At 73.5% G+C, this 18,081-nt stretch carries 17 protein-coding genes; 10 read left to right on the top strand and 7 right to left on the bottom strand.

The genetic code is table 11. The annotated features are described in order from the left end of the window. Positions 1-26 precede the first annotated feature (26 nt). Together sigJ and MQP27_RS27760 are read right to left on the bottom strand one after the other, a co-directional pair. Positions 27-974 (bottom strand): RNA polymerase sigma factor SigJ, encoded by a 948-nt coding sequence (gene sigJ / locus MQP27_RS27765; RefSeq protein WP_242768634.1) that lies wholly within the window; start codon positions 972-974, stop codon positions 27-29. 133 nt (positions 975-1,107) lie between these two features. Then, positions 1,108-3,072: an AfsR/SARP family transcriptional regulator gene (locus MQP27_RS27760; protein WP_242768633.1), complete on the bottom strand. Its 1,965-nt coding sequence runs from the start codon at positions 3,070-3,072 to the stop codon at positions 1,108-1,110. A 108-nt stretch (positions 3,073-3,180) separates the two neighbouring features. On the opposite strand from MQP27_RS27760, the gene MQP27_RS27755 reads away from it, so the two are divergent. The 5 genes from MQP27_RS27755 (at position 3,181) to MQP27_RS27735 (ending at position 7,542) form a co-directional block, all read left to right on the top strand. Next, positions 3,181-4,059 (top strand): alpha/beta hydrolase, encoded by an 879-nt coding sequence (locus tag MQP27_RS27755; RefSeq protein ID WP_242768632.1) that lies wholly within the window; start codon positions 3,181-3,183, stop codon positions 4,057-4,059. A 46-nt stretch (positions 4,060-4,105) separates the two neighbouring features. Next, entirely contained in the window at positions 4,106-4,495 is a 390-nt protein-coding gene (locus MQP27_RS27750) for a hypothetical protein (RefSeq protein ID WP_242768631.1), read from the top strand. 69 nt (positions 4,496-4,564) lie between these two features. Further along, entirely contained in the window at positions 4,565-5,596 is a 1,032-nt protein-coding gene (locus MQP27_RS27745; RefSeq protein ID WP_242768630.1) for an SDR family oxidoreductase, read from the top strand. A 10-nt stretch (positions 5,597-5,606) separates the two neighbouring features. Next, on the top strand, positions 5,607-6,452 hold the full coding sequence (locus MQP27_RS27740; RefSeq protein WP_242768629.1) for a helix-turn-helix domain-containing protein: 846 nt from the start codon (positions 5,607-5,609) through the stop codon (positions 6,450-6,452). Positions 6,453-6,537: 85 nt separating this feature from the next. Then, positions 6,538-7,542 (top strand): NAD-dependent epimerase/dehydratase family protein, encoded by a 1,005-nt coding sequence (locus tag MQP27_RS27735; protein WP_242768628.1) that lies wholly within the window; start codon positions 6,538-6,540, stop codon positions 7,540-7,542. Between the two features lie 262 nt (positions 7,543-7,804). Here MQP27_RS27735 and MQP27_RS27730 read toward each other — a convergent pair whose 3' ends face one another. The 3 genes from MQP27_RS27730 to MQP27_RS27720 form a co-directional block, all read right to left on the bottom strand. Further along, positions 7,805-8,353 carry a GNAT family N-acetyltransferase gene (locus MQP27_RS27730; protein ID WP_242768627.1) on the bottom strand — a complete coding sequence of 183 codons (549 nt, stop codon included), beginning with the start codon at positions 8,351-8,353 and terminating at the stop codon, positions 7,805-7,807. Between the two features lie 138 nt (positions 8,354-8,491). After that, positions 8,492-9,622, bottom strand: a complete 1,131-nt coding sequence (locus tag MQP27_RS27725) for a sensor histidine kinase (protein WP_242768626.1) — start codon at positions 9,620-9,622, stop codon at positions 8,492-8,494. Positions 9,623-9,624: 2 nt separating this feature from the next. Beyond that, positions 9,625-10,347, bottom strand: a complete 723-nt coding sequence (locus MQP27_RS27720) for a response regulator transcription factor (RefSeq protein ID WP_242768625.1) — start codon at positions 10,345-10,347, stop codon at positions 9,625-9,627. Between the two features lie 195 nt (positions 10,348-10,542). Here MQP27_RS27720 and MQP27_RS27715 point away from each other — a divergent pair, with 195 nt between their 5' ends. From MQP27_RS27715 to MQP27_RS27705, 3 genes are all read left to right on the top strand, one after another. Next, the gene (locus tag MQP27_RS27715; RefSeq protein ID WP_242768624.1) at positions 10,543-11,229 is read left to right on the top strand and encodes a glycosyltransferase family 2 protein; all 687 of its coding nucleotides are present in this window, start codon (positions 10,543-10,545) and stop codon (positions 11,227-11,229) included. 98 nt (positions 11,230-11,327) lie between these two features. Further along, entirely contained in the window at positions 11,328-11,936 is a 609-nt protein-coding gene (locus tag MQP27_RS27710) for a TIGR04282 family arsenosugar biosynthesis glycosyltransferase (RefSeq protein ID WP_242768785.1), read from the top strand. Positions 11,937-12,238: 302 nt separating this feature from the next. Further along, positions 12,239-12,928 carry a class I SAM-dependent methyltransferase gene (locus MQP27_RS27705; RefSeq protein ID WP_278196655.1) on the top strand — a complete coding sequence of 230 codons (690 nt, stop codon included), beginning with the start codon at positions 12,239-12,241 and terminating at the stop codon, positions 12,926-12,928. A gap of 319 nt (positions 12,929-13,247) precedes the next feature. Here the strand turns inward: MQP27_RS27705 and MQP27_RS27700 are convergent, their stop codons facing one another. Beyond that, the gene (locus MQP27_RS27700) at positions 13,248-14,489 is read right to left on the bottom strand and encodes a molybdopterin-dependent oxidoreductase (protein WP_242768623.1); all 1,242 of its coding nucleotides are present in this window, start codon (positions 14,487-14,489) and stop codon (positions 13,248-13,250) included. Positions 14,490-14,603: 114 nt separating this feature from the next. Between MQP27_RS27700 and MQP27_RS27695 the strand changes: the two genes are divergently transcribed. Together MQP27_RS27695 and MQP27_RS27690 are read left to right on the top strand one after the other, a co-directional pair. Next, positions 14,604-15,923: a hypothetical protein gene (locus tag MQP27_RS27695; RefSeq protein ID WP_242768622.1), complete on the top strand. Its 1,320-nt coding sequence runs from the start codon at positions 14,604-14,606 to the stop codon at positions 15,921-15,923. Between the two features lie 81 nt (positions 15,924-16,004). After that, on the top strand, positions 16,005-16,796 hold the full coding sequence (locus MQP27_RS27690; protein ID WP_242768621.1) for an SAM-dependent methyltransferase: 792 nt from the start codon (positions 16,005-16,007) through the stop codon (positions 16,794-16,796). A gap of 3 nt (positions 16,797-16,799) precedes the next feature. Here MQP27_RS27690 and MQP27_RS27685 read toward each other — a convergent pair whose 3' ends face one another. Beyond that, positions 16,800-17,936, bottom strand: coding sequence for a sugar ABC transporter substrate-binding protein (locus tag MQP27_RS27685; protein ID WP_372511326.1), 1,137 nt, complete (start codon positions 17,934-17,936; stop codon positions 16,800-16,802). Positions 17,937-18,081: the final 145 nt, after the last annotated feature.

Genomic DNA, 18,081 nt, shown 5'->3' with positions numbered 1-18,081 from the left:
GCGATGTGAACCAGGTCACACAGCCATCAGAACAGCGTGACCAGGGGTTCTCCATGGTCACCCGCCGCCGTCCACTGCCTGGTCGCCCGTTCGAGCTTGTCGGGGTTGACCTGGTTGTGGAACGAGGCGATGCCCTCGGCCGTGATCTCCAGGCACATGACGCCGAAGACCCGGCCGTCGACGACCGCCAGCAGGGCGGGGCCGCCGTTGGCGTCCGCGAGGTGCAGCTCGACCGAGCCGCCGGTGAGGTCCTGCTTGGCCTTGCCCGGCTTGAACAGCCCCCGCAGGAACTTCGCGACCGCGAGGGAGCCCTCGACCGCCCTGGCGCGGGCCGGGACCTTCCCGCCGCCGTCGCCGACCACGACGACGTCCTCGGTGAGCAGCCGCACCAGCGGCTCGGTCCGGCCGCTGGTCGCGGCGGCGAGGAACTCCTCGATCACCCGCCGCGCGGTGGCCTCGTCGACCTCGGTGCGCGCCTTGCCCTCCGCGACGCGCCTGCCCGCCCGGTGGAAGATCTGCTGGCTGGCGGCCTCGGTGAGGTCGAGGATCTCGGCGATCTCCCGGTGCGAGTAGGCGAAGGCCTCCCGCAGCACGTACACCGCCCGCTCGTTGGGCGTCAGCCGCTCCAGCAGGGCCATGACGGCGTACGACACCGATTCGCGCTGCTCGGCGGTGTCGGCGGGGCCGAGCATCGGGTCGCCCGCGAGCAGCGGCTCGGGGAGCCAATGGCCGACGTAGGTCTCGCGCCGGGCGCGGGCCGAGGTGAGCTGGTTGAGGCAGAGGTTGGTGAGGGCCTTGGTCAGCCAGGCCTCGGGCACCTCGATCCGCCCGACGTCGGCGGCCTGCCAGCGCAGGAAGGTCTCCTGCACGGCGTCCTCCGCCTCACTCGCGGAACCGAGCAGGCGATAGGCGATGGCCTCCAGACGGGGCCTGGATGCCTCGAACCGGTCCACGTCGCTCATGGTCAGAGCCATGCCGACGATCCTAACGGGCATCGCGTATGCGCTCCGCTGGATGTGCGGCGACAGGTCGTGGGTCGGCTGTAGCGCCGTCGTGGCTGGTCGCGCCCACGCGGCGGAGCCGCATATCGATACAGCCTCGCGCCCCTTAGCGGCGCTGCCCGAGGGGTCGCCCGTCGAGGTACCGATCGAGGTCGGCCAGGATGTCGTCGACGGCGCCGAAGGTGATCATCCCGGTGGTGCCGCCCGCGATCTCGCCGCGCAGCGGGGACAGCGCGCGGTGCGCCCGTGCGGCCAGTGATTCGTTGCGGAGCTGGAGCGCCGTGTGCGCGGTGACGGCCCAGAGCGCGTCGTACAGGTGGTCGGCGGCGGGCGTGGGCAGGTCCGCGGCCGCTCGGCGGGCCGCCGCCGGATCGCCGCGGGCGAGGTCGAGGAGGGGCCGGACCCAGGGACGGCACGGGCCCCAGTCGAGGCCGGGGTTGGTCGGTGCGGGACGCCGGTGGCGGAGGCGCAGGGAGAGGAGCGCGAGCGGGAGGAAACCGGCTTCCACTCCGGGCATGCCGGCGCCCGCGAGTTCGACGGCCACGCCGCGATAGGCGCGGGCGGCCTCGGCGGGGTCCTGCGACGCTTCCGCCAGCCGCAGGGCACGGAAGGCGGCGGTGAGGACGTGGACCAGCGGAGTCTCGTGGACGGTGGCGAGCTGCTCGGCCGCCACCACGTGGCGTTGCGCGGCCTCGCCGGCGCCACGGGCCGCGTGGACCTGGATCTTGATCAGATGGCCGAGGATCTCGAACATCGGCAGATCGTGCCGCGTGGAGAGATCGATGAGCTCGCCGGCGATCACATCGCGTTCGCCGGTGCGCCCGGGGTGCTGGAAGGACTGGACGAAGCGGGCGTTGAGCGCGAGGACCAGCACGTTGGGGTCGTGCAGCTCCCGGGCGAGCCGCTCGGCCTCGGCCGCCGCCTCCGCCGCCCAGCGGTCACGGGTTCCGCGGTGCTCCAGCCCGACGGTGGCGAGCAGGCGTGCGCGGAGCGCGGGCGGAGCGTCCGGCCCCAGTCGGCGCAGGGTGCGCCGGGTGGCCGCGACCAGGGCCGCGGAGCGCTCGGGGTCGTCGGCGCGCGTCCAGACGGTGGGGACGTCGTACGCCGCGATCACGCGGGCCGTCAGGCCCGGATCGCCGGTCCGTTCCGCTTCCGTGACGGCCGCGACGCGTTGCTCCTGGGCGAGTACGAGGTTGCTGCCGCCGGTGACCGCGGCCGTCCCGGCCAGGATGCTCGACGAACGCAGCCGGGTGTACGTCCCCGTCGCCTCCGTGCGCGTGAGCAGGCGCAGCCGGGCCTCCTCCCGGGGCGCGGGCGTCAGGTGCGGGGCGTGCCGGAGGATGTCGCGTTCGAGACGGTCGAGCCCGTCCGCCGATTCCAGTCCGAACCGGTCCAGCAGCCCGGCCCGCGCGGCCCGCAGCGCCGCCAGCGCGTCGACCTGGCGGCCGGCCTGGTAGAGGGCGTGGGAGAGCAGGACCCAGACATGCTCCCGCCACGGGTGCGCGGCCGCGAACGCCTCCAGCTCCGGGACCAGGGGCGCGCCCTGCCCGAGATCGAGCACCGCACCGGCGCGCAACTCGGCTGCCTGGAGGTGGAGTTCGGCGAGGCGGGCGCGCTCGGGGGTCAGCCAGGGCGCCGCGTCGAGGTCCGCGTACGGCTCGCCCCGCCACCAGGAGAGCGCCTCGGTCAGCGCACCCGCGATCTCGCCACTGGGCCGGTCGCGCACGGTCCGGAGGGTGTCCTCGAACCGGTGGGCGTCGATGTGCGTGCGGGGAATCCGCAGCGCGTAGCCCGTACCGACCGTCTCGATGGCATGGGACCGGGTGCGCGGCAGACGGTCCGGTTCGAGGGCGCGGCGAAGCTCGCCGACGAAGGTGCGGACCGTCCCGGCGGCGGTGGGCGGGGGGTCGTCCCAGAGATCGTCGATCAGCACCGGAAGCGGGACGGCCCGGCCGCCGGCCGCGACCAGCCGCCCCAGAAGCTCGCGGCGGCGCCGGCTGCCGACCGCGACAGGGCGGCCTTCGGCATCCGTGACCTCGACCGGCCCGAGCACCTTGACGAGGATCTCCATGCCCTCATTGTCATCGGCTCCGGGCCGCGGCCGCTGATCCGCTGCTGACCCGGATCTCCGATCCTCCTCCTGTTCCCGCACCGCACGCAGAAGGAGACGACGACAGCGATGAGCATCACCATCCCGGGGTTCCGGACCAGGTCGGTCGGTGTGGCCGACGGCATCGAGCTGAACACGGCGGTCGGCGGATCCGGACCGGCCGTCGTGCTGCTCCACGGGTTTCCCGAGACCCACCTGATGTGGCGGCAGGTGGCCCCCGCCCTGGCCGAGCGGCACACCGTGGTCTGCCCCGACCTGCGCGGCTACGGCGCCAGCGGCAAGCCGGAAGCGCTCACCGAGGACACGTACTCGAAGCGGACGATGGCCGCGGACATCGTCGGCCTGGCCGACGCCCTCGGCTTCGACCGGTTCGCGCTGGTCGGCCACGACCGCGGCGCGCACGTCGCCTTCCGGGCCGGCCTGGACCACCCGGACCGGATCAGCCATCTGGGGATCCTGGACATCGTGCCCACCCTGGACACCTGGAACGTCCTGCACGGGGCCGGCGCCGCGGTCGCCTTCCACCTGTATCTGATGGCCCAGCCGCCCGGCCTGCCCGAGCGGATGATCGCCGGCAGCGCCGACGCGTTCTTCGGGCACTTCCTCGACGCCTGGTCCACGAGCCCCGAGGCGATCCCGGCGGACGTGCGCGCCGAGTACCTTCGCGCATGCCGGGAAGCCGTCCCGTCGATCGTCGCCGACTACCGCGCCACCGCGACCGTCGACATCGCCCACGACCAGGCCGACCTCGACGCGGGCAACCGGCTCAGCATGCCGGTGACGGTCGTCCAGCAGGACTGGGGCGGCCAGTTGGGCTTCGACGCCGAGGCGATCTGGCGGCCGTGGGCCCCCGACCTCCAGCACTTCACCACCCGGGCGGGCCACTTCATGGCGGAGGAGGCACCGGAGGACATCACCACGCTGATCCTGAACCTGATGAAACGGTGACCGCCCGGGCGGGCGCCAGGCGCGGCGCGCGCCCTAGAGTGCCGGCATGGGGAGCAGGCGCAGGGTCCGTCGCATGGTGGTGGGCGAGGCGGTGTACGGCTGGTGCTTCGGCCACCGGCACGATCGCGTCCGCGGCTACCCCGGGTGCGGCAGCACGCTGACGCTCTGGACTCCCGACCACCGGGCCCGGCTGCGCCTGGTGTTCCGGCCGGCACCCGGCCGCGCCATCGCCGACGGCTACTTCGACGAGGGCGCGGCGGTACGCCTGTCGGACCGGGAGTACCTGAACCTCCACGAGCCCGGCAGCGCAAGGGCGTTGCTCGACGAGGCCCTGGCCCGCGGGCTGTTTCCGTCAACAGGGCTTGCGGAAGTGGACGGTTGGCCGCTCTTCGACGCGGTGAGACCGGAAGGGCGACAGGGCGGTAAGCCCTGCTGAGACTGTCCCTCGGAGTACTGGTGTCCGCGGGATCTGGAACACCACGAACCGGCCGCCGACCATCGAGGCATGGCACATGTACTCGTCACCGGCGGAACCGGGTTCCTGGCTTCCCACACCATCGCGCAACTCCTCGCCGCCGGGCACACCGTCACCACCACGGTGCGCTCCCTGGCCCGGCGGTCCGACGTCGAGCGGATGCTCGGCGTGGCCGGCGCCCCGCGCACCGACACCGTCTCCTACGTGGAGGCGGATCTGACCGCCGACCGAGGCTGGGACAGGGCGGTGGCGGGAGCCGACCACCTCCTGCACATCGCCTCGCCGTTCCCCGGAGCCGGGCCGAAGCACGAGGACGAGGTGATCGTCCCGGCCCGTGACGGGACCCTGCGAGTCCTGCGGGCGGCCCGGGACGCGGGTGTCCGCCGTACCGTACTCACCTCCTCCTTCGCCGCGGTGGGCTACGGCCACGGCCCCACCGATCGGACCTTCACCGAGGACGACTGGACGCGGACCGACGGGCCGGGGGTGTCCGCGTACGTCAAGTCCAAGGCGGTCGCCGAGCGGGCCGCCTGGGACTTCGTCGAGGGCGAGGGCGGCGGGATGGAGCTGACGGTGGTCAACCCCGTGGGCATCTTCGGGCCGGTCCTGGGACCGGACTACTCCGCGTCGATCCGTGTCGTCCACGCGATGCTCACCGGCGGGATGCGGTCCGCGCCGCCGATCTGGACCAACACGGTGGACGTGCGGGACGCGGCCGACCTGCATCTCCGGGCCATGACGGCGCCCGGGGCGGCCGGACAGCGGTACCTGGCGCTCGCGGGCGAGCCGCTCTCCTTCCACGACATCGCCCTCGCCCTGCGCGAGCGGCTCGGCGAGGTCGCCGCCGAGGCGCCCACCGGCACCGCCCCGGCCTGGCTGCTGCGCCTGCTGGCCGCCACGGTCCGGCCCGCGCTGCGGGAGACGGTTCCCCAGCTGGGCGTGGTGCGCCGCGCCTCCAACGCCAAGGCCCGCAAGGAGCTCGACTGGTCCCCGCGTTCCAACGAGGACGCCGTGGTGGCGACCGCGGAGAGCCTGGTCCGCCTCGGCCTGCTGAGCGGTTAGCGTCGAGGACATGGCGCACGAGAACAAGGCGCACATGAACCCAGGGCACGAAACGGCCGACACCCTGGGCGGGTTCCTGCGGGCCCGGCGCGGGCTGATCACCCCGCGGCAGGCCGGGCTGCCCGCCGGCGAGCGGCGCCGGGTCCCGGGGCTGCGGCGCGAGGAGGTCGCCCAGCTCGCCGGCATCAGCCCGGAGTACTACCTGCGGCTGGAACAGGGCCGCAACCTCAACCCCTCCGACCAGATCCTCGCCGCCCTGGCCGCCGCCCTCCAGCTCGACGAGGACGCCGTCGCCTATCTGCACCGCCTCGCGCACCCCGCCCCGCCCGCCCGCAGACCGCGCGGCCGCGCCCGTACGAACCAGGGCGATCTCCAGCCACTGCTGGACAGCTGGCCGCAGACCCCCGCGTACGCCCAGGGCCCCGGCGGACGGGTCGTCGCCGCGAACCGGCTGGCCGTGCTCCTGTGCCCCTTCTTCGCCATCGGCCACAACCCACTGCGGGCCGCCTTCCTCGAACCCGAGATGCGCGGCCTCTACCCGCGGTGGGACGACCTCACCGCCAAGACCGTCTCCGGTCTGCGCGCCATGATCGACCTCGGCGACGCGGACCCGGAGCTGCTGGAGACCATCGGTGAACTCACCGTCGCCAGCGAGCGGTTCAGCACGCTGTGGGCCCGCCGCGAGGTGCGCCGCCGCGACACCGGCCTCACCCGGCTGAACCACCCGCTCGTCGGCGAACTGGACCTGCGCTACGAGAAGATGGTCCGCCCGCAGGCCCGCCAGCTGATCGTCGTCTACTACGCCGACCAGGACTCCACCAGCGCCGAGCGCCTGGCCCTCCTCAGCAGCCTCTGACGCCCTGCGACGCCGGGCCTTACGGAGTCATGACGTACCCGGCGGGTCACCGTGCCCGGCGCGCTCGCGGACCTAGCGTGGCGGTATGCGTGTGCTGGTCACCGGCGGTGCCGGGTTCATCGGGTCCCATGTCGTCGACGCGCTGCGGGCGCGCGGGCACGAGGCGGTGGTGTACGACGTCCGGGCGGATCCCGGCGCGGACGTGCGCAACCCCGAGGCCGTCGCCCGGGCGCTCGTCGGCGTGGACGCCGTATGCCATCAGGCGGCGATGGTCGGGCTCGGCGACGGGGTCGCCGACGCGGCGGAGTACGTGTCGCGCAACGACCTCGGGACGGCGGTGCTGCTGGCGGGGATGGCCGCGGCGGGGGTACGGCGTCTGGTGCTGGCCGGGTCGATGGTGGTGTACGGCGAGGGGCGGTACGAGTGTCCGCGCGACGGGGTGGTGCGGCCGGGGCCGCGGGAGGTCGCCGACCTGGAGGCGGGGCGGTTCGAGCCCGGATGCCCTTTGTGCGGGCGGGAGTTGGCGCCGAGGCTGGTGAGTGAGGAGGCGGCCGTGGATCCGCGGAACGTGTACGCCACGACCAAGCTGACCCAGGAGCATCTGGCCGCGGCGTGGGCCCGGTCGACGGGCGGGGCGGCGGTGTCGCTGCGCTACCACAACGTGTACGGGCCGCGGATGCCGCGCGACACCCCCTACGCCGGGGTGGCCTCCTTCTTCCTCTCGGCCCTCGCCCGGGGCGAGGCGCCGCGGGTCTTCGAGGACGGCCGGCAGCGACGGGACTTCGTGCACGTACGCGACGTGGCGACGGCGAACGCGACCGCGCTGGAGGCCTCCGGCCCGACGGCGGGCACGCTGGCCGTCTACAACACCGGCAGCGGCGAGGTGCACACGGTCGGGGAGATGGCCCGAACCCTGGCATCGGCGTACGGCGGCCCCGCCCCGGTGACCACCGGCCAGTACCGCCTGGGCGACGTCCGCCACATCACAGCGGACTCGTCCCGGCTGCGGGCGGAGCTGGGCTGGAAGCCGGAGGTGACCTTCGAGGAGGGGATGCGGGAGTTCGCGGCGGGGGAGCCGGGTGGGGGCTGAGGTGGGGTGAGCGGGGGTGAGGGGGCGGGGCTGAGGTGAGCGGAGGCCGAGTCGGGCGGGAGCGGGGCGGGGCCGTGCTGGGCGGGAGCGGGGCGGAGTCGTGCTGGGGGAGCGAGCTGAGTGTGCGCCCGTGCAGCTGACCGCGACCAGCCCTCGGCCACCCGCGTCCGTCCGTCGGCCGCCCGTCCCTCACGCTTCCCGTCCGCCGCCCGTCCCCACCCTTCCCAGCAGCCGACACGTGCGTCGCCGACGTGCCGACCGATCACACCTGGCTCTTCGCCCCCTGCTTCCACTCCTCGGCCAGGAGCCCCAGGAGTACCTCGTCGAGGAACTCTCCCATCACCCATGCCGAGGAGCGGAGGACGCCCTCGCGGGTGAAGCCGTTGTGTTCGGCGGAGCGGAGCATCGCGTGGTTGTCGGCCAGTGTTTCGATCTGCAGGCGGTGGAGGCTGCGTACGACGAACCCGTAGTGGCACAGGGTCGCGACCACGTCGGTGCCGTAACCCTTGCCGCGGGCGGTCCGTAGCAGGCCCAGTCCGATGTGGGCGCAGCGGTTGTGGGTGTCGATGCCCCAGAGCGTCGCGGTGCCGATCAGCGTGCCGCCCTCCAGCTCGACCACGGAGAACTGGACGGACCCCTCCTTCGTGTCGTCCACCACGAGCCGCGGGTCCTTCGAGCCGGGCGTGATCGGCCGCCAGGGTCCGCCCTCGGCGCGCGAGGAGTTGACCACGTCGTCGTAGAGCTCGGCCCGCAGGACCGGTATGTCGTCCTCGTGCCGGGCCCTGAGCCCGACCTTCTCGCCCTTCAGCATGCGGGATTCCTATCCGACCGGATCGGCCCACGGCAAACGAATTGACAGCCGGCCGGCGGGCCGACGTACGTCCCGTGCGCTGACCAGGGCGTGTTCGTGAGCTCGGTCACGGGCATGCATGCATGCCGAGGAGCGCCCTCAAGCGCCCGTGGCACCCGTCGCGCCCGCCGTCGGCAGCGTCACCTCGAAGCGGCAGCCGCCCGGGATGTTCCGTACGCTCGCCCGCCCCCGGTGCGCCTCCACGATCCCCCGTACGATCGCCAGCCCCAGCCCCGCCCCGGCCGGCGGTGTACGCGCGTCCGTGCCCCGCCAGCCCGTGTCGAAGACGCGCGGGAGGTCCTCGTCGGGGATGCCGCCGCAGCCGTCCGTCACCGACACCACGACACCGTCCGCGGAGCGCTCCGCGGCGACCGCGACCGTGCCGTCGGCCGGGGTGCGGCGAATGGCGTTGACCAGGAGGTTGCCGAGGACCCGGCTCATCTCCTTGCCGTCGACCTCCACCGGCAGCGGCTCCACCTCGCCGCCGACCAGCCGTACGCCGTGCTCGCGGGCGAGGGCGTCCGCTCCCGCCAGCGCGTCGCCGATCAGGTCGTAGAGGGACATGCGGGAGAGGGTGAGCGTGAGGGTGCCGGCGTGGATGCGGGAGAGCTCGAAGAGGTCGCCGACCATGGCGTTGAGGCGTTCGACCTCGGTACGGATCTGGCGGAGATAGCGGTCGGGGTCGGTCGCCACCCCGTCCTCCAGGGCCTCCGACATGGCCCGCAGACCGGCCAGCGGGGTGCGCAGGTCGTGCGAGATCCACGCGACCAGCTCACGGCGGGAGGTCTCCAACGCCCGCTCCCGGTCCCGGGATTCGGCGAGCTTGGCACTGGTCGCCGCCAACTCGCGGCTGAGCGCGTCCAGTTCGGCGGTGGTCGGCCCGTCGGGGGCGGTGAAGGCGCCGCCGTCGCCGAACGAGCGGGCGGCACGGGCGAGTTCGCGGCTGCGGGCGACCACCCAGCGGCCCAGCAGCAGGGCGGTGGCCAGGGAGACCACCGCCGCCATCGCCACGACCGTCGTCACCACGCTCAGGTCGTGGCCGGACAGGAACATCGCCTGCGCCACCGCGAGGGTGCCCGCGAGCATCGCGGTCACCGCGACCGCGGCCACCACGGTCAGCGAGGTGGTGAGCGAGCGGCGGCGCAGCACCCACAGCGTGCCGGCGCCGAGCAGCCCGGCCGCCGCCGCGCCGAGGAACGCGAAGAGGGCGATGAGCAGGGTGTCCCTCATCCTCACTCCCCTCCCGGTTCGAAGCGGTAGCCGACGCCCCACACGGTCTGGATCAGGCGCGGTCGGGCCGGGTCGTCCTCGACCTTGCCGCGCAGCCGGCGGACGTGCACGGTCACCGTGGACAGGTCGCCGAAGTCCCAGCCCCACACCTCGCGCATCAGGTCCTCGCGGCCGTACGCCCGTCCCGGGTGCCGCAGGAAGAAGGCGAGGAGGTCGAACTCCCGCAGGGTGAGGGCGAGTTCGGCGCCGTTCTTGGTGGCGCGGCGGGCCGCGGGGTCGACGCTCAGCCCCGCCGCGGCGAGGGGCGCGGAGGCGGGCCTGGCGGTGGTCGGGCGGGACCGGCGCAGCACCGACTCCACCCGCAGGACCAGCTCGCGCGGGCTGAAGGGCTTGGTCACGTAGTCGTCGGCGCCGACCTCCAGGCCGAGGATGCGGTCGTCCTCGTCGCCGCGGGCGGTGAGCATGATGACCGGCACCGGGCCGCTCTCCCGCATCCGGCGGCAGACCTCCAGGCCGTCCATGCCGGGCAGCATCAGGTCGAGGACCACCAGGTCGGGGCGGTGGGCGGCGGCGCGGGTGAGGGCGGCGGGGCCGTCGGCGGCCCGGTCGACGGCGTATCCGGCGCGGTCCAGGTAACCGGCGACGACCTCCGCGACCGTGGGGTCGTCATCCACGACCAGGACCCGCGCGGGTGCCGGCCGCTCGGGCTCGTACGACTGCTGCATACCCCCAGCCTCGCACCGGGTGGACCCCGACGCCGCGCACAAGCGCCTCGGGCGGTCCGACGTCCGCGATTCGTAAGAAACGGAAGTGGCCCTACGTCCGCGTTTCGCAGGGAACGGAAGCGAGAGTCCCCGGGTGGCCGACGTCCGCGTTTCGTAAGGAGCAGAAGTCCGTTATGACCGATTCGCGTTCGTAGGGTGAAAGCCGTGACCACCGACGCGGACGTTGATGTCGTCCTCCCCTGTCTCAACGAGGCCGCGGCCCTGCCCTGGGTCCTGGCCAGGATCCCGGCCGGCTGGCGGGCCCTGGTCGTCGACAACGGTTCGGCCGACGGCTCGGCGCAACTCGCCCGCTCGCTCGGCGCGACCGTCGTCGAGGAGCCCCGGCGTGGCTTCGGCGCGGCCTGCCACGCCGGGCTGCTCGCGGCCACCGCCGAGATCGTCTGCTTCTGCGACTGCGACGCCTCGCTCGACCCGGCGCTCCTGGTGCCGTTCGTACGTGAAGTCCGTTCCGGGGAAGCCGACTTGGTCCTCGGCCGCAGGCGCCCGCGCACCCGGAGCGCGTGGCCCGCGCACGCCCGGGCGGGCAACCTCGCGCTCGCCCGCCTGCTGCGCCGCCGCACCGGGCTGCGCCTGCACGACCTCGGCCCCCTGCGCGCCGCCCGCCGCGAACCCCTGCTCGCGCTCGGCCTCACGGACCGGCGCAGCGGCTATCCCCTGCAGATGGTGGTGCGCGCGGCCGACGCGGGCTGGCGGATCACCGAGCACGACGTCCCGTACCTCCCCCGCACCGGCACATCGAAGGTGACGGGCACCTGGCTCGGGACCTGGCAGGCGGTACGGGACATGAGCCGGGTGCTGGCGGACGGGAGGGGCGTACGGTGACCACGCGCCGAGGAGCGGACAGCGGGTCGAACCCACCTGCCCGGACGGACCGCACGGCCGACGCACCGGGAGCGCGGAGAGGCTGCGCGCCGGCCACGCTGCTCGTCATCGCGAAGGAGCCCCTCCCCGGCCGGGTGAAGACCCGGCTGACCCCGCCCTTCAGCCCGGCGGAGGCGGCCTCGCTCGCCGAGGCCGCCCTCGCCGACAGCCTGGCGGCCGTCGCGGCGACGCCCGCCACCCGTCGCGTCCTCGTGCTCGACGGCACTCCCGGCCCCTGGCTGCCGCCCGGTTTCGAGGTCGTACGGCAGTGTCCGGGCGGCCTCGACGAACGGCTCGCGGACGCCTTCGCGCACTGTGCCGGGCCCGCGCTGCTGATCGGCATGGACACCCCGCAGGTCACGCCCGGCCTGCTCACCGTCGACTTCGCGGACTGCGACGCGTACTTCGGCCCGGCGGAGGACGGCGGCTTCTGGGCCCTGGGCCTCGCCGACCCCGACCCCGCGCTGCTCCGAGGCGTGCCGATGTCGACGCCGGTGACAGGGGCCGTGCAGCGGCGGCGGCTGGTCGACGCGGGCCTGCGGGTACGGGACCTGCCCCGCCTCCGGGACGTGGACACCGCGGCCGACGCCCACGCGGTGGCCGCGTCGGCCCCGCAGGGCCGGTTCGCGCGGCGGCTGGCGCGGTACGAGGCGGCGGCACGGCGATGAGGATCCAGCCGACCCGCACACCGGTCGACGCGACAGCCACAGCGCAGCCTCGGCACCAAGCACACCCGCCGAGCGGGAACGCCGCCACACCGACCAGCGGAACCATCACCACACCAACCGGCGGAACCATCGCCCAACCCCCCGGCAGCATCCCGCAATCCCCGCACGCCCCCCTCCTCACCGTCTCCCCCTCCCGCCCCGTCGCCGATCGGGGCCCGGCTCTCACCTCGCCCCGTCCCACGCCCACCCCAGCCCCAGCCCCCACCCCCGCCTGGGCCACCGCCGACCCCTACTCCAGTGCCCTGCGTTCCGGGCGCGGCCCCCTCTTTCTGCGGCGGGCCGACGGGTGGCTGCTGCCGTTGGACGTGGAGCGGTGGTGTGCGCGGGCCGATCGGGTCGACCGGGACGTGCTGGACCGGTGCGAGGGTGTCGTGCTGGACGTCGGGTGCGGGCCGGGGCGGCTGGTCGCCGAGCTCGCCGCCCGGGGCCGTACCGTCCTCGGGATCGACGTGAGCGAGGCCGCCGTCGAGCACACCGTGCGGCTCGGCGGGCAGGCGCTGCGGCGCTCCGTGTTCGAGGCGCTGCCCGGCGAGGGACGCTGGGACACCGTGCTGCTCATGGACGGGAACATCGGCATCGGCGGCGATCCCCGCGAGCTGCTGGAGCGGGTACGGCAACTCCTCACCCCCGGCGGCCTGTTGATCGCCGAGACCGCCCCCGTGGACATCGACGAGCGCGCCCACGTCCACCTCACCGACGCCTTCGAGGCGACCGGCGCCCCCTTCCCCTGGGCCCGCCTCGGCACCCCGGCCCTGCTGCGGCACGCCCGTGGGTGGGCGCGGGCCGGTCAGTGGACGGCCGACGGCCGCCGCTTCGTCGCCCTGCGCACCCGCAGCGCCAGCAACAGCGCCGAAGCCGCGAAGAGTACGGCCGTGATCAGCAGCCAGCGGGCCAGGAAGCCGTCCGGCGAGAGTGCCGTCGCCGACCGGTAGCGCCGGTCGACCGTGCCGCTGATCAGCGGGAACCACACCAGCAGGAGCAGGCCGGAGAGGGCGGCCGGCACGCGCACGTACATCGCCCATGCGCGGCGCCGGCCCGCCTCCAGCCCTCGTACCACCGCCCGGTCCGCCACCGCGTACAGCGGCAGGAAGACCAGGTCGTGCAGCAGGGCCGCGCCCACCAGCCACAGCGCCACGCCGAACCAGTCGTCGGCGAGGAGCCGCACGCCGGCGTAGGCGGCGAGGGCGAACGAGCAGGCCAGCAGCAGGAGTTGGAACGGGCTGCCGAACGGGATCCGGAACCGTCGTCGCATCACAGGTCTCCGAAGGTCAGGCGGGCCACCCACTTGGTGTTCAGCACTCCGGGTGCGGCCGGGACGATGACGCGGGCCGGGTGGCCGTGGTCGGGGGACAGGTCCTCGCCGTTGACGTAGAGGGCGAGCAGGGAGCGCGGGTCGGCGACCTGGTTGGCGCGCAGGGCCGCGCGGCGGAAGGCGCCGTGCCGTTGGAGGGACTCGACGAACAGGTCCGGCGGATCCCCTTCGTGGCCGACGAGGGCCGCCAGGTCGCGCAGCCGTACGCCCCGCCACCACTGGTCGGACGTCGACCAGCCCTCCACGCAGGCGATGGGCAACGCCGAGCTGTGCAGGGGGAGTTCGGCGAGCTGGGCGCGGCTGAGGCGGACCGTGCCGGTGCGGCCCGTCACCACCAGGCGCCAGGCCTCCGCGCTCGTCTCTGCCGGGTCGATACCGGCGTACGCGGCGGTCTTGTTGATCTGGAAGCCGTTCGGGCCGCTCACGGGGACGGCGCCGCCGTGCGGGGCGAGCAGGGCCGTGCGGCGCAGTCCGTCGAAGTCCTGCCCGACGGTGGTGGTGAACAGGAGCGCCGAGCCACCGCCTACGAACCACAGGGCCCCGCGCCGGGAGACGGTCGGGGGCGCCGGGCGCGGCGACACCAACTCGCCCTCGACGGCGGCCGGTTCACTGCCCCGCATGCGCCGCACGTTCCGTACCGCCGCCGGTGTCTTCAGCACCGCGTGCGCCAGGAACGCGGCGAAGAACACCCACGCGCCGTAGAAGTGCAGGGGGTAGAAGGAGCCCGGGAAGACGTAGTCCAGCTGGACGTTGAGGACGCCCGTCACGAACTCGAACAGGCCGCCCCCGACCAGCAGCAGCAAGGAGATCCGCTCCAGCGCGTGGGCGAGCGAGCGGGCCGGCGGCAGGGCGAACAGCCTCGGGATCACCGACCACAGCTTGGCCAGCAGGACGGGGATCAGGGTGATGCCCAGCGTGACGTGGACGCCCTGGGTGAGCCGGTACAGCCAGTGCGGGTGGGTCGGCCAGGCGAAGAGGTAGAAGCCGAGGATGCCCTTGTCCGGGGTCTTGTCGTTCACCGGCGACAGGCCCGGGTTGTAGGCGGCGTACGAGAGCAGTCCGGTCACGAACAGCACGGTGATCCCGACCAGCAGGACCAGGCCGAGGACCGAGGTGAAGCGGGGGCCGCGCAGCGGGCTGCGCCAGAAGCCCGGCGAGGTGGGGAGGTGTGGGGCGTCCATGGGCCGACGGTAGGTCGGGATCACCCCAAGAGAGGGTGCGCGACCCATGACGAAACGCTGACGTCCGGCCCCGGCACGGCTCCGGCGCCCGCCGTCCGGCCTAGCGTGCCGCATGTGAACCGCGCCCTGCTCCGCGATCTGTACGCCGTCCTCGCCGCCGTACTCCTCGTCGCCACCGCCGCCCTGGTCGGCCGCCACATCCAGGACACCGAGCACACCCTCTTCGTCGCGTGGCCGCCCCTGTTCGCCACCTGGGGCCCGCACCTCGGCCCCGGCACCCCCGCCGCGCTGCTGGTGGCGGCGGCCGTGGTGGCGTACGGCCCGGTCCTGGCCGCCCGGCTGCCCTGGCGGGCGCTGCTGGCGACGGTCTGGGCGACGGCGACCGCCTGGATCGTCTCCCTCGCGCTGGTCGACGGCTGGCACCTCGGCATCGCGAACCGGCTCGCCACCCGTTACGAATACCTCCAGGTCATCGACCGTTTCCACGACATCCCCGGCACCCTGCGCGACTTCACCCACCACATCCTGCTCGGCTCCCCCGACCACTGGCCCGCCCATGTCGCCGGCCACCCCCCGGCGGCGACCCTCACCTTCGTCCTGCTCGACCGGGCCGGGCTGCGCGGCGGCGGCTGGGCCGGGATGTGGTGCATCGTCGTGGGCGCGACGGCGGGCGTGGCGGTGCTGGTCGCCGTGCGGGCCTTCGCCGGGGAGGGGCTCGCGCGGCGGGCGGCGCCGTTCCTGGTGCTGACCCCGGCCGCCGTGTGGCTGGGCACGTCCGCGGACGCCTACTTCGCGGCGGTCGCCGCCTGGGCGGTGGCCCTGCTCGCACTGGCCGTCACCGGCCGCTCGCTGTGGTGGGCGGCGGGCTCGGGCCTGCTGTTCGGCCTGACCTGCTATCTCTCGTACGGCCTCACGCTCTTCGCCCTCATCGGCGCGGCGGTCCTGCTGCTGGGGCGGGGCCGGGTCCGCGAGCGCCCCCTGCTCCTCGTGCCGCTGGTCGCGGGTCTCGCCGTCGTGCCGACGGCGTTCACGCTCGCCGGGTTCGACTGGTGGGAGGCCTACCGGCTGCTGGTCACCCGCTACGACCAGGGCGCGGGCGGGATCCGCCCGTACGGCTACTGGGTGTGGGCCAACCTCGCCTGCACGGTCCTGATCACGGGCCTCGCGACGGCGGCGGGCCTGCGCCGCACCGCCGTGACCCTCGTCCGCCGGGACGACGGCACCCGCCTCGCCGTCCTCGTCACCGCCGCCCTGCTCGCCCTCCTGGCCGCCGACCTGTCCGGCATGAGCAAGGCGGAGACGGAGCGGATCTGGCTGCCGTTCGCGATGTGGCTGCTGCCGTCGTGCGCCTTCCTGACCCGCCCGCGGATGTGGCTGGCGGCCCAGGCGGTCCTGGCACTGCTGCTCAACCATCTCCTGCACACGGGTTGGTGACCGCGACCAGGCCCAACGGGCTTTCAAAGTCGCTTAGTTGACGGACGTCTCGCCCCCGTCCGGACGTGTTAGAAAGTGCCCATGACCCTTCCGATCGACACGAGCAAGCCCCATCCGGCGCGGATGTACGACTACTTCCTCGGCGGCAAGGACAACTACGAGGTCGACCGGGAGGCCGCCGAGCAGTTCATCGCGGTGGCCCCCGAGGTGCGGGACGGCGTCCGCGCCAACCGGCGCTTCCTGCAGCGCGCGGTGCGGCACGTGGTCGGGGAGGGCGGGGTGCGGCAGATCCTCGACATCGGCACGGGCCTGCCGACCGAGCCCAACGTCCACCAGGTGGCCCGCGCCATCGCCCCGGACACCCGGATCGCGTACGTCGACAACGACCCGATCGTCAGCACCCACTCCATGGCCCTGCTGGACGACACGGACGCGGCGACCTCCGTGGTCCTGGCCGACCTGCGCGACCCGCGGGCGGTGCTTGACCACCCCGACATACGCGAGGTGATCGACTTCGCCGAGCCGGTGGCGCTGCTGCTGGTGGCGGTGGTGCACTTCCTGTCCGAGGCCGACGACCCGTACGGCATCGTCACCACCCTGCGGGACGCGTTGCCGCCCGGCTCGTACCTGGTCCTCTCCCACGCCACGGGAGACGTCCACGAGGACGGCCGCACGGACGCCGCGAAGGTCTACAACCGGGCGACGGCCACGATGAACCTGCGCACCCACGCCGAAGTCACCGGATTCTTCGGCGACTTCACCCTCGTGGAGCCAGGGGTGGTGAAGGTGACGGACTGGCGGCCGGAGCAGCCGCCGGCACCGGATGCCCCGCCGATCGGGATCTACGGCGGGGTCGCGCGCAAGGACGGCTGAGGGTTACTTCAGCCCGATCGCGGCGCAGTCCGCGGCGTACTTCGCCGTGCAGATGTCCTTCACCTTGTAGACCCCGTCCTTGACCACGGTGTCCTTGATGTTCTCCTTCGTCAGCGCCACCACCGGCACCAGCATCGCCGGGATGTCCTTCTTCGTGGGGCTGTCGACCGAGTCCTGGGTCAGCGCGTCGAAGGCGATGTCGCGGCCCTGCACCTTGTACACGGCCATGTCCGCCGCGTTGGTCGCCTCCAGCAGGAAGGACTTGTAGACCGTCATGGTCTGCTCGCCGGCCACGATCCGCTGCACCGCGTCGAGGTTGGCGTCCTGCCCGGTCACCGGCGGCAGCTTGGTCGCGCCGGCCTGCTCCAGGGCGTCGATGACGGCCCCCGCCATGCCGTCGTTGGCGGAGTACACCGCGGCGATGTTGTCCAGCCCGATCGACTGGATCGCCTTCTGCATGTTGGCCTTGGCGACCGACGGCAGCCACTCCTGGGTGTCGTAGGACTTGGCGATGATCACCCGCCCCTTGAGCTCGCTGAGCGCGCCGTCCTTGAAGAGGGCGGTGTTGGGGTCGGCGGGCGAGCCGTTCATCATGACGATCTTGCTGGTGGCGGCCTTGGTGCCGAGCGCGTCGACGATGGCGCGGCCCTGCACCTCGCCGACGAGTTCGTTGTCGTGCGAGATGTACGCGTCGATCGGTCCCTGCGCGAGCCGGTCGTAGGCGATGACCGGAATCCCGGCGTCCTTGGCCTTCTTCACGTCCGGCGCGATGGCCTTGGCGTCCACCGCGTCGACGAGGATCACGTCCACCTTGTCGTCGATCAGCTGCCCGAACTGCTTGCTCTGGGTGGCCGCGCTGGCCTCCGCGTTGGCGTAGACGACCTTGCCCTTGCCGCTGGTGAGGGAGGCGACCCGGGCCTTGATCAGGGGGTAGTCGAACCGCTCGAAGCGCGCCGTGTCCTTGTCCGGCAGGAGCAGCCCCACCTTGATGTCGTTGCGGTGGTTCGGCGCCGACGCCCCGCTGCTCCCCGTGACGCCGTCCACCACGCCGCAGGCCGTGAGCAGCAGCACCGAGGCGCCGGCGAAGAGGGGGAGGGAGACGCGAACTGCGGTGGATCTGCGGGGAGTTCGAACGATCACGTGCGGGTGCCTTCCAGGCGTGGAAACAGCGGGGCCACCAAGAGAGTTGGAAGCCAACGGGCTCGTGGAGACCACGTCAAGACATTCGGTTGTCGTCCCTTGGCTTTCCTACGGAATCTCCCCATCCGGGGCCCGCCCCCGATCG

It is taken from the genome of Streptomyces cylindrosporus, assembly GCF_022698165.1.
In the GTDB taxonomy this organism is placed as follows: Bacteria; Actinomycetota; Actinomycetes; order Streptomycetales; family Streptomycetaceae; genus Streptomyces; species Streptomyces cylindrosporus.
The sequence above is the reverse complement of the archived record's forward strand: the minus strand, read 5'-3'. Positions and strand labels throughout refer to the sequence as shown.

What these genes read in the sequence shown, in the direction of transcription:
- MQP27_RS27730 (WP_242768627.1), bottom strand. Translation starts at nt 8,353, where the DNA reads ATGCTGAAGGGCGAGAAGGTCGGGCTCAGGGCCCGGCACGAGGACGAC.
- MQP27_RS27725 (WP_242768626.1), bottom strand. Translation starts at nt 9,622, where the DNA reads ATGAGGGACACCCTGCTCATCGCCCTCTTCGCGTTCCTCGGCGCGGCG.
- MQP27_RS27720 (WP_242768625.1), bottom strand. Translation starts at nt 10,347, where the DNA reads ATGCAGCAGTCGTACGAGCCCGAGCGGCCGGCACCCGCGCGGGTCCTG.
- MQP27_RS27745 (WP_242768630.1), top strand. Translation starts at nt 4,565, where the DNA reads ATGGCACATGTACTCGTCACCGGCGGAACCGGGTTCCTGGCTTCCCAC.
- MQP27_RS27700 (WP_242768623.1), bottom strand. Translation starts at nt 14,489, where the DNA reads ATGGACGCCCCACACCTCCCCACCTCGCCGGGCTTCTGGCGCAGCCCG.
- MQP27_RS27740 (WP_242768629.1), top strand. Translation starts at nt 5,607, where the DNA reads ATGGCGCACGAGAACAAGGCGCACATGAACCCAGGGCACGAAACGGCC.
- MQP27_RS27750 (WP_242768631.1), top strand. Translation starts at nt 4,106, where the DNA reads ATGGGGAGCAGGCGCAGGGTCCGTCGCATGGTGGTGGGCGAGGCGGTG.
- MQP27_RS27760 (WP_242768633.1), bottom strand. Translation starts at nt 3,072, where the DNA reads ATGGAGATCCTCGTCAAGGTGCTCGGGCCGGTCGAGGTCACGGATGCC.
- MQP27_RS27755 (WP_242768632.1), top strand. Translation starts at nt 3,181, where the DNA reads ATGAGCATCACCATCCCGGGGTTCCGGACCAGGTCGGTCGGTGTGGCC.
- MQP27_RS27735 (WP_242768628.1), top strand. Translation starts at nt 6,538, where the DNA reads ATGCGTGTGCTGGTCACCGGCGGTGCCGGGTTCATCGGGTCCCATGTC.
- sigJ (WP_242768634.1), bottom strand. Translation starts at nt 974, where the DNA reads ATGGCTCTGACCATGAGCGACGTGGACCGGTTCGAGGCATCCAGGCCC.
- MQP27_RS27690 (WP_242768621.1), top strand. Translation starts at nt 16,005, where the DNA reads ATGACCCTTCCGATCGACACGAGCAAGCCCCATCCGGCGCGGATGTAC.